Raw genomic sequence first — 10,831 nt, forward strand, 5'->3', positions numbered from 1 at the left:
GAACTACGCCCCGAACGCCGGGTGGTAGCTCACCACCGCCCGCGGATACGTCGACTCCCCGTCCAACCGCAACGCCTGGAAGTAGTCGGAGTGCTCCTCCGGGAGCCCCTCCATGACCAGCCCCTCACGCGCCCCGAAACCGAAACGACGGTAGTAGGCGGGCTCGCCGAGCAGGACGGCACCGGCCGCCCCCTCCTCCGTGTCCAGGAACTCCAGGGCCGCGCGGATCAGGGCCGCACCGATACCCTCACCCTGGTGCGCCGGGGAGACCGACAACGGTCCGAGACCGAACCACCGTCCGGGCACCTCCCCGCCAGATCCGCCAGATCCGTCCGATCCGTCCTGCCTCGTCAACGTCACCGGCGACACGGCGATGTGCCCGATCACCCAACCCGACCGCACCGCCACCAGCGACAGGGTCAACGCACCGGCCTCCCGGAGCGCGTCGATGATCGCGGGCTCACGCCCGTCGGACTGCTCGATGCCGTCGAAGGCGGCGGCGGTGAGAGAACGGATCTCGCCGGCGTCCCCACCGTCGGCCGCCTCGGGGCGGATCACCGGCAGACCCCGGGGGCCACCGTCATTCTTGTCCGGAGCATGCGTGTCCATGCCCCGGAGTCTACTCAGAAACTGTCGGAGGCGGCGTCGAGCTCGGCGACCTCATCGTCGCTGAGCTGCAGCGTCGTCGCAGCGACCAGCGGCTCCACCTGCTCCGGGGTGCGCGCCGAGGCGATGGGGGCGGTCACACCCTTGGCCAGCAGCCACGCCAGGGCCACCGACGCCGGCTGCACGTCGTGGGCGTCGGCCACCTTCTGCACGGCCTCGACCACGGCGAACGGGTCCCTGCCGTCCTCGAAGTACCCGGCGGTCTGCCCCTCACGGGCGGCACCCTCCAGATCCTCACGGCTACGGTACTTGCCGGTCAGCAGACCCGAGGCCAGGGAGAAGTAGCTGAACACACCCACGCCGTACTCCTCGGCGACCTGCAGGTAGCCGTCCTCGTAACCCGAACGGGCGAGCAGGCTGTACTGCGGCTGGATGGCCAGCGGGATGGCGTGGTCGAGCTCCAGCTCGCGGGCGGTCTCGAAGAACTCACGCATCCGGTCGGTGGAGTAGTTCGACAGGCCGATGTAGCGCACCTTGCCGGAATCCACCAGCTCAGCGGCGGTCCGGACCTGGTCGGCGATGTCCACGGACTCGTCGTCGTAGTGGTAGTAGTACAGGTCGACGCGGTCGGTCTGCAGCCGCTCCAGGGACCTGTCGAGGTTGGCGACGACCGTGTCGTGGGCCAGCCCCTCCGCCCCCTGCAGGGCACCGACCTTCGTGGCCAGGACGACCCGGTCGCGGGTGCCGCGGTCAGCGAACCACTGGCCGAGCACGGTCTCGGACTCTCCGCCGGAGTGCCCCTCTCCCCACTGGGAGTACATGTCGGCGGTGTCGATGAAGTTTCCTCCCGCGGCAAGGAACGCGTCCAGCACAGCGAAGGACTCCTGGACGTCCGACGTCCAGCCGAAGGTGTTCCCGCCGAGGTTCAGCGGGGCAATCTCCAGATCGGTGCCGGGGATGACGGTGCGGGAAGTCGTGGGAAATTCTGTCATGGCGACCACGGTACGCCCTACCGGAAGCGCGCCGGAAGCTCCGGTTCCCCGAGTGACAGCATCAGCCGGTTCGCCCAGTTGAAGAACGCGGCACCGTTGACGACGTCCACCACCGAGCCGTCGTCCAGGCCGGCGGCGCGGAGCCGGTGCACATGGTCGGCGCTGAAACTAACGGGTGTCGAGGTCAACGCCACAGACGCCTCGGCGATGGCGTTCCACGTCTCGGAACCGAGGTCGGCGTCGACACCGTCGTCGCAGAGCCGTCGGACGTCGTCCTCCCGTCCGGTGGACTCCTGCAACGCGCGACCGGTGTGAACAGAAGCACAGTAGGCACACCCGTTGTACCGGCTGGTCACCGCGGCGGAGATCTCACGCTCGGCACGACCGGCGCCGTCGGTGACGTTGTAGAAGATGTCCTTGTCGGTCAGGGTCCGGGCTTCGAGGGCGTCAGGATCATGGGCGAGCAGCCGGAAGTAGGCGGACTTCGCGCGCACGGGGTCGACCAGGGCTGCGCGCTGCCGGTCGGTGAGGTCCTTCTCCTCCACCGGCGGCACCCACGGCCGCCACCCCAGGCCGTGGCTGACGAACCTCGTAGGACGGTGCAGGTCCGGGTAGGTCAGGACGTCGAAGGCGCCGCCCGAGAGCGGCGGGAACTCCCCGGGCTCCTGCGCGGTACCGGGACGACGGACGGGCTCGTCGGCGAGCGGCCAGTACATCGCGTCCGCGACCTTCAGTGCCGCGAGTCCCGCCGCAGCCCGCAGCTGGAAGCACAGGAACGAGATCAGCTGCGCGAGGCTCACCACCTGCCGAGGCGTCCACCCCCACCAGGCCAGTGGCGCCAACCGTTCCGGCCGGCAGTCCCGCGGGTGGAACACCAGCAGGTGGGCGAACTCCAGGGCAGCGGCGAGCTTCTCGCCCAGCACTCCCCTCACCCGCGGGTCCACGGTGAACTCCGGCCCACCGACGGACTCGTCCCCGAGGTCAGGCTCACGGTAGGCGCCGTACGGCCCGACGGTGAGCCCGGCCTCGACGGCCTCTGCCACCGCATTGACGACGGCGTCCCCGTCTGCCACGTCGCCGAGCAGATCGGCGTAGAACGCTGCACCACGTCCCTGGTGAAGTCCGGCGACGAACGCGGCGACCACGTAGCGCTCGGTGCCGGTGAAGCCCCCGTCGTCACCGTCACCGGCCTCCAACAGCACCCGGAAACTGTGCTGTGCGTTGGTCCGCGCCTGCGAACGGTTGCGCCGCAGGTCCGCGACGCGCTCACCCGGACGTATCCCGGCGAGGAAGTCGATGATGTCTGTGCTGTCTGCCGCGCTGTTGTCGCTCATAGCCCCAGGTTAAGTCCTCCGGAACGGTAACGCCGCCCCGGGATCGCGTCGAGAAGTCGGGTGGTGAAGTCATTGGACGGGTGCTCGAAGATGTCCTCCGTCCGGCCGGACTCCACCTGTCGTCCGCCGGCCATCACCGAGACGGTGTCGGAGATCTCCCGCACCACCGCCAGGTCGTGGGAGATGAAGACGTACGTCAGACCGAGGTCACGTTGCAGTTCGTCGAGCAGGCCGAGGATCTGCGCCTGCACCGTGACGTCCAGGGCAGACACCGCCTCATCGAGGACCACCAGTTCGGGGTCCAGGATCAGCGCACGGGCCACGGCGACGCGTTGCCGTTGACCACCGGACAGCTCAGCGGGACGGCGGTCCGCCACACCGGACCCCAGTGCGACCCGGTCGAGTATCGCCTCGACCCTGCCACGGATCTCCGCACGTGACAGGTCGGAGAGGTTACGCAACGGTTCCCCGACGATACCGCCGATGCTCTGGCGCGGGTCCAGTGAACTGTAGGGGTTCTGGTACACCATCTGCACACGCCGACGCAGTTCACGGCGCCCCTTCGCGTCCAACCCGTCCACCCTGGTGTCGCCGAGCAGGATCTCGCCGGAGGTCGGACGGCGGAAGGCGGTCACCGCACGGCCGACCGTGGACTTCCCCGACCCCGACTCCCCCACGATCGCGTGGGTGGTGCCCGGCAGCACGGAGAAGGACACGTCGTCCACGGCCACGGTGGAGCCGAACTCCTGCCGCAGGCCGGTGACCTGCAGCAGCGGACTCGTGCCGTCGGCGGGGACCGCACTGCGGTAACTCGCGGCCTCCACCGCACTGACCAGCGACGGTGCGTCCTCCAGCAGGCGGCGGGTGTAGTCGTCACGCGGTTCGGTGAGGACGCGGTCGGTCGGCCCGTCCTCCCGGACCTCGCCGGAGCGCATCACGACGAGCTCGTCGGCACGGTCGCCGGCCACCGCCAGGTCATGGGTGATGAACAGTACCCCGACGCCGAGTTCGGCACGCATACGGTCCAGCAGGTCCAGGATCGTGCGCTGCACCGTGACGTCCAGGGCACTGGTCGGCTCGTCGGCGATGATCAGGTCCGGTTCCAGGGCCAGTGCGGCGGCGATCAACGCCCGCTGCTTCATGCCTCCGGACAGCTCGTGCGGGTACTGGGTGTAGCGCAGCTCCGGATTGTCGATGCCGACGGTCCTGAGCAGCTCCACGACCTTCGCCCGGCGCGCCCCACGGTCGCCGCGCCGGTGGATGCGCAGGCCCTCACCCACCGACTCCCCGACGGTCTTCACCGGGTTCAGCGAGTTGTTGGGGTCCTGCGGGATCAGGCCGATCCGACGGCCACGGACCATGCGCCACTCGCGCCGGGAGAGGTCCCGCAGGCTGCGTCCCTCGAGCAGGATCTCGCCGCTCACGGTGGCGGTGGCGGGCAGCAGGCCGAGCGTCGCCATCGCCGACGTCGACTTGCCGGACCCGGATTCGCCGACGATGGCGGTCACCCGGCCGCGGCGGACGGTGAGGTTGACGTCCTTCACGGCCTGGACCTCCCCGCGGCGGGTGCGGTAGGACACCGCCAGGTCGCGGATCTCCAGCAACGGGGTCTCCGCGTCTCGCCGGTGTCCGCCGGACGTCGCGTCGTCCGGACGCCACGACCCGTCGTCCCACTCGATCCTGCCCTGTGTGCCGTTGCGTTCGCTCATGTCACGACTCCTTCCCCAGCGCCTGGCTGAGATGGTTCGTCGCCAGGACGACCAGCACGATCGCCAGGCCGGGCAGGACGGTGAGCCACCAGGAGGTGGCGATGAAGTCGCGTCCCTCGGAGATGATGAGACCCCATTCCGGGGTGGGCGGCGGCGCCCCGTACCCCAGGAACCCCAGGGTGGACAGCTGGAGGATCGCACCGCCGAACTGCAGGGCCGCCAGCGCGATCACCGGGGTCAACGAGTTCGGCAGGATATGCCGCCACAACACCTGCAAACCGGTGCCGCCCGACCCGTAGGCCGCCTCGACGAAGTCGCTGCCCGCGACACTGAGCACCTGGGAACGGGCCAACCGTGCGAACACCGCCACGTTGGTGACACCCACCGCGACCGCCGCGTTGAAGGTGCCGTAGCCCAGCAGGATGATCACCGAGAGGCTGAGCAGCAGCGACGGGATGGACAGCAGGACGTCCACGATGCGCATGACCAGGGCGTCCAACCAGCCGCGTCGCGCACCGGCGAGCAGTCCCAGCAGGGATCCCGCCACCATGCCCACGAGCACCGCCAGCAGGGCGCCCGCCAGCGACTGACGCGCGCCCCACACCACGCGGGTGTAGAGGTCGCGGCCCACGGCGTCCGTCCCGAACCAGTGTTCCGCGGACGGGGCGAGCAACGGTGCCGTCTCGCCGGAGGACGTCGGATCCCCGGAGGCGAAGAACCCGGGCACCAGTGCCCACGCGACGGCGACGAGGACGACGGCCCCGGAGAGCCAGACACCGGGCCGGAGCGAACGAAGGGTCGCGGTTACCGTCGTCATGCCGTCACCGTCCTGCGCAGTCGGGCGTCGAGGACCGGGTAGAGCAGGTCCACGATGAGGTTGACCAGGATGAAGGCCGCCGCAGCCAACACGACCACCGCCATGAGGACCGGAGTGTCCCGGTAGGACACCGCGTCCACCGTGGCCGCCCCGAGACCGGACCGGTCGAACACGGCCTCCGTGATCACCGCACCACCGATGAGCTCACCGAACGTCACACCGGCGATGGTCAGGGCGGGAAGCAGGGCGTTGCGCATCACGTTGCGCCACAGGATCCACTGCTCCCCGGCCCCGCGGGCGCGCACCACGGTGACATAGGGCTGCCTCGTCGCGTCGTCGATGCCACGGACCAGGACCTGCGCGATCGGCGCCGAGAGGGGTAGCGCCAGCGCGACCGACGGCAGGATCAGCTCCTGGACGGGACTGGCGTGGATGACGGGCACCCAGGTGAGCCGGAAGCTGAAGATCTGGATGAGCATGATGCCCAACCAGAAGGCGGGCAGGGAGATGAACAGGGGCGGCAGGGCGCGCAGTACCCCCCGGAGCCAGCCGAAGGGACCGGAGGTGGCCGCCACAGCGATGAGCACCGCGACGACGACGGCGAGCACGAAGCCGGTGAGCGCCAGAGTCAGTGTGCCCGGCAGCGCCTCGGCCAGCATGGTGGACACCGGGGTACCGGTCTCCAGGGAGTAGCCGAAGTCGCCCCGGAGCATTCCGGACAGCGAGTTCCAGTACCGTGTCAACACCGGCTCGTCCGCACCGTAGGCCTCACGCATCTGCGCGATCTCCTGCTGGGACAGCCCCAGCTCCGGATTGGCGTAGCGGGTCTGCACCGCGTCACCGGGCAGTGCGGTCAGCAGGATGAAGGCGAGGGTGAATGTCGCCCACAGCACGAGGAGGGACTGTCCGATGCGCCGCAGCACGGCTCCGGTGGTCAGCGAATCCATCTGAGTGTCACCCCTCGTCGTTCCGGTCGAGCGCCACCGGGTAGAACCAGGGTCGGCCGATGGGGTCGGTGGTGAAGCCCTGCACGTAGTCCTGGACACCGTAGACCTGCGGCTCCTCGAAGAACGGCAGGACGTAGGCCTGTTCGGTGAGGTAGTCCTGCACGTCGCCACTGGCCGCCGCCCGGGCTTCCTCGTCCACCGACCCTGACACCCGGAGCAGGAGTTCCTCGAGCTCGGGGTCTCCGACCGACTCGTCCTCCGTGTCGTAGTTGAGCAGCTGGTTACGGTTCTGCGAGTAGTACTGGCTCTTGATCACGTCGTAGTCCGCCCGCCCCACCATGGTCACGTTGAGCTGGATGAGGTCCTGGTCGACCTGCGCCGCCTTCTGGGCTGCGACGTCACCGGGGTACAGGTTGACCTCCACCCCGATGTCGCGCAGCTGTTCCTGGACCATCGTGACGACCTCGCGGGCCCTGGGCTGCTGCTCGGAGTCGTTCGCGGTGAGGCTGAGACGCTCGCCGTCCTTGACCCGGATGCCGTCGTCACCCGGAATCCAACCCGCGTCGTCGAGGAGTCGGCGGGCACGGTCCGGGTCGAAGACGTAGGCGTCCTTCTGCTCACGGTATCCGGCGGCGGTACTGGCCAGCGACGAGGACGCCCTGGTGTAGGAGTCGCTGAACAGCGAGTTCAGGATCCGGTTCCGGTTGACCCCGGCGATGATCGCCTGCCGCACCCGGATGTCCGACAGCAGCGGGTGGCGGAACCGGAAGGCGATCTGGTTGTTGACCCCGTTCGTCGGGGCGGAGAGCACACCGACGCCGTCGTCGGTGAGATGCCGCTCCTCAGGTGCCTCGATCTGACGGGCGACGTCCCCCTGCGCCGACTTCAGTCCGCCGACCCGGACGCTGTCCTCCTGGTTAACGACCACGCTGACCCGGTCGATCTTCGGGGCGCCCTGCTGCCCCACCCCCTGCGGGGCCCAGTCGTAGTCCTCCCGGGCGTCCAGGGTGACCTCGGTGTTGAGCTGTTCGGCGGAGACCACGAACGGGCCGGACCCGATGACCTTCGCGGCGTTGCCCGGGGAGAACCCCTCGTCGGACTGCCCCAGACTGGCGTCGGCGAGGAGGCCTGCGTTGAATGAGCTGGTCGCCTGCGGGAAACCCGGCTCCGGGTCACTGAAGTGGAAACGCACGGTGTGGTCGTCGAGCACCTCGCCCCGCTCGTAGGTGCTGATCTGCTCCGAGGAGCTCAGCCCACGGTCCGGGTCGCCGAGGGCGTAGAGGTCGAAGTTGCGCACCACGTTGTCGGGGGTCAGCGGTGTCCCGTCGGAGTAGGTGACGCCGTCGCGGATGGTGAAGGTGAACTCCGTGGCGTCGTCGTTGATCTCCGGCAGGTCCGTGGCGATCCAGGGGTGGAGCTCGAGGGTCTCCGGGTCCTGCCACAGCAGCCGGTCGGTGATGTTGTTGAGAATGCCGCCGTTGGGGTAGAAACCGGCGGCCGGAGGGTACAGCGAGTTGTAGGGGAGAGACTCCAGGTAGACCAGTTCACGGGCGCCGGCGTCCCGACGCCCACCGTCAGTGGAGGCGCAGGCGGTGAGGCCGACGGTCACGACGGCGGCCGTCACCGCGGCGACGACGGCGACAAGGGCACGTCGGCCGGGCAGCGCAGCCCGGGAGGCAGGGGGAAAGGGAAACGTCATCAGCGGGAAAGTGCTTTCAACAGAACTGAACAGATCTGTCTGTTCTTCTCGGGTGCGCCCACAGTAACACAGCATCCACCGGGCGATACCATGGTGTCCATGACCGCCAGCAGCACCGGAAGCACCGGCCCCACCATCGCCGTCATCGGCGGAGGACCACGCGGTGTCTCCGTCCTCGAGAGGCTCAGCGCCCTGGTGCGCGACGCCGGCCGCCCGTCAGCGGAGAACCCCGTCACCGTCCACGTCATCGACGACGTCGCCGTCGGCACCGGCCGCATCTGGCGCACGGACCAGACCCGCACCCTGTGCATGAACACCCTCGCCGACGCCGTCACACTGTTCACCGAGCCCGGCTCCTCCGTCCGCGCGCCGGTGCTCGAGGGCCCCACCATGTACGAGTGGATCCGCCTGCTGCGCGGCGAGCCCCTGGAGCACACGCCCGACGGCGCCGACCCGACCGGCGCGAAGACGGCGCTGTTCACCGCCCACCCCGCCGACGTGCCCGACGGATTCGCCGACGAGGTCGCCGGCACCCGGCCGGAGTCACACCCGTCACGCGCCCTCTACGGCCACTACCTGCAGTGGGTCTTCGACACCGTGGTCGCCCGCCTGCCCGAGGGCCTCGTGCTGGAGACCCACACCACCCGCGCCACCGACGTCACCGCGGACGACCGATCCGGCCGTGACCGCGTGACCCTGCAGGACGGCACCGTCATCGACGCCGACGCCACCGTCCTGGCCCAGGGGTGGACCGACACCGAACCCGACGCCCTGGAGACCTTCACCGCACAGTCCGTGGACCTCTACCCCGAATTGGTGTGGGTACGCCCCGGCAACCCCGCCGACCAGGACGTCCACGCCCTCCCCGCGGGTGAGGACGTGGTCGTCCGCGGGCTCGGCATGGGCCTGTTCGACCTCATGGCCATGGTGACCGTGGACCGCGGGGGACGGTTCCTCCCCGACGACACCGCGCGCTCAGGCCTGCGCTACGAGCCCTCGGGACACGAACCCCGCCTCGTCGTCTCCTCCCACCACGGCTACCCCTACCAGCCGAAACCCGTCTACAACTCCCTTCCGCCCGCCGCCCGGACGCCCCGGTTCCGTGCCGAGCTCAACGCCCTGCCGTCGGACGCCCCGGCCGGCTCCGTCGACTTCGGCGAACGGCTGTGGCCGGCCCTGCTGCGCGACGCCCACGAGGCCTACTACCGGGTCCTCCTGAACGCGACCGGAGCAGACAGGGCCGGTGTGCTCGCAGACGTCACCGCCGTGATCGACGCCTCCGACGACCCCTGGACACTGCACGAGGACCCCGCCCTCGCCGCCCTGGTCCCCGACGCCGCGGACCGCTTCGACATCCCCGGCTTCGCCGACCCCGTCGCCGCCTACCTCCACCGGCGGGCGCAGGACGGCGCCGGCGCCCCCACCGTCGACGAACTGACCGCCCACATCGGCGACCGGCTCGCCCGCGACCTGCAGGAGGCACGCCTCGGCACCGCGTCCGCCGTCAAGGCCGGACTGCAGGTCATCGGCTCGGCCCGCAAACCCGCGCAGATCGCCGACCAGCCCGGACGCTTCACCCTGGAATCCCGGCGCGGCGCCTACGCCGAACTGCGGCGGGTCGGCCAGATGGTCGGCTCCGGCCCGCCCGCGTTCCGCACCGCCGAGCTGCTCTGTCTCGTCGACGCCGGCTACGTCCGGTTCCTCGGCGGGCACCCCACGGTGGTGATCGACCCGGAGGCACCGGCGTTCCTCATGTCCTCGGAATCCACCGGCGACCACGCTGTCGCGGCGACTGCCCTGGTGGACGCCTGGCTGCACAAGCCGTCCGCACGCGAGAGCGCCGACCCCGTCACCGCCGCCCTGGTGCGCGACGGGCGGCTGCGGCCGTTCGTGTTCACCGGCGCCGGGACGTCCTCCGAGACCCTCTCGAAGTCCCCGGAGGTGGACCTCGCCACCTCGAGGCTGGTGCACGTCGACGGCAGCGTGGACCCGAGGATCCACATGCTCGGCATCCCGCTGCAGGAGGTACGCGCCGACATGACGATCTCCCCCATGCCGCGCACCGACCCGCTGATGCTGCAGGAGACCGACGCTGCGGCGGTGTCCGCCCTCACGGCGGCCGCCGTGACAGCATGGGACAGATGATCGACTTCACCTGCTCCCCCGAGACCGTGGCCCCGCAACTCCTCGGCGCCACACTGCGGCGGGTGACCCCCGACGGCACCGTCGCGGTGGTGTTGACCGAGGTCGAGGCCTACCCCGGCGAGGGCGACCCCGCCTCCCACACCTACAACGGTCCGACACCCCGCTGCCTCACCATGTTCGGCCCGCCGGGCCGCCTGTACGTCTACGCCAGCTACGGCATCCACCGTGCCGGCAACCTGGTCTGCAGGGCGGAGGGTGCGGGTGCCGGGGTGCTGATGCGCGCCGGACGGGTGGTCGAGGGCATGGACCTGGTGCGACGACGGCGCGGCCCGAAACCCACCGACGACGCTCTCGCCCGCGGCCCCGGTAACCTCGGCGCCGCACTCGGCCTCGACCTGGACCTGAACGGGGCGATGATCGGGCAGGACGGTGGCGGCCCGGCCGGCGGGACCGGCTTCCACCTCACCGCTGCGGCCACCCCGGTCGAGTGGGTGGCGGGCCCCAGGATCGGCATCTCGAAGAACAGGGAGGCGCCGCTGCGGTTCTGGATCCCCGGCGACCGGACCGTGAGCTCTCCCCGCC

9 protein-coding genes are annotated in these 10,831 nt (G+C 70.1%); 2 read left to right on the top strand and 7 right to left on the bottom strand.

Annotated elements, in window-relative coordinates; genetic code table 11:
- Nucleotides 1-3 precede the first annotated feature (3 nt).
- The 7 genes from Q0A34_RS10395 to Q0A34_RS10425 are packed head-to-tail and all read right to left on the bottom strand — an operon-like array spanning nt 4 to nt 8,104.
- Nucleotides 4-609 carry an N-acetyltransferase gene (locus Q0A34_RS10395; RefSeq protein ID WP_291479925.1) on the bottom strand — a complete coding sequence of 202 codons (606 nt, stop codon included), beginning with the start codon at nt 607-609 and terminating at the stop codon, nt 4-6.
- Between the two features lie 14 nt (nt 610-623).
- Nucleotides 624-1,598, bottom strand: coding sequence for an aldo/keto reductase (locus Q0A34_RS10400; protein WP_291479926.1), 975 nt, complete (start codon nt 1,596-1,598; stop codon nt 624-626).
- Nucleotides 1,599-1,615: 17 nt separating this feature from the next.
- A complete protein-coding gene (locus tag Q0A34_RS10405) occupies nt 1,616-2,932 on the bottom strand; it encodes an alkylhydroperoxidase domain protein (protein WP_291479927.1) in 1,317 nt (438 codons plus the stop codon).
- The gene (locus Q0A34_RS10410; RefSeq protein WP_291479928.1) at nt 2,929-4,641 is read right to left on the bottom strand and encodes an ABC transporter ATP-binding protein; all 1,713 of its coding nucleotides are present in this window, start codon (nt 4,639-4,641) and stop codon (nt 2,929-2,931) included. The genes Q0A34_RS10405 and Q0A34_RS10410 overlap by 4 nt, the downstream gene beginning before the upstream one ends.
- A 1-nt stretch (nt 4,642) precedes the next feature.
- A complete protein-coding gene (locus Q0A34_RS10415; RefSeq protein ID WP_291479929.1) occupies nt 4,643-5,458 on the bottom strand; it encodes an ABC transporter permease in 816 nt (271 codons plus the stop codon).
- Nucleotides 5,455-6,396 carry an ABC transporter permease gene (locus tag Q0A34_RS10420; protein WP_291479933.1) on the bottom strand — a complete coding sequence of 314 codons (942 nt, stop codon included), beginning with the start codon at nt 6,394-6,396 and terminating at the stop codon, nt 5,455-5,457. Before Q0A34_RS10420 ends, Q0A34_RS10415 begins: the two co-directional genes overlap by 4 nt.
- A gap of 16 nt (nt 6,397-6,412) precedes the next feature.
- Nucleotides 6,413-8,104: a TIGR04028 family ABC transporter substrate-binding protein gene (locus Q0A34_RS10425; protein ID WP_291479930.1), complete on the bottom strand. Its 1,692-nt coding sequence runs from the start codon at nt 8,102-8,104 to the stop codon at nt 6,413-6,415.
- A gap of 99 nt (nt 8,105-8,203) precedes the next feature.
- Between Q0A34_RS10425 and Q0A34_RS10430 the strand changes: the two genes are divergently transcribed.
- Both Q0A34_RS10430 and Q0A34_RS10435 read left to right on the top strand, forming a co-directional pair.
- Entirely contained in the window at nt 8,204-10,249 is a 2,046-nt protein-coding gene (locus Q0A34_RS10430; protein WP_291479931.1) for an FAD/NAD(P)-binding protein, read from the top strand.
- On the top strand, nt 10,246-10,831 hold a 586-nt coding region (locus Q0A34_RS10435; RefSeq protein ID WP_291479932.1), incomplete at its 3' end, for a DNA-3-methyladenine glycosylase. The genes Q0A34_RS10430 and Q0A34_RS10435, both read left to right, overlap by 4 nt.

The organism is Corynebacterium sp., assembly GCF_022712195.1.
In the GTDB taxonomy this organism is placed as follows: Bacteria; Actinomycetota; Actinomycetes; order Mycobacteriales; family Mycobacteriaceae; genus Corynebacterium.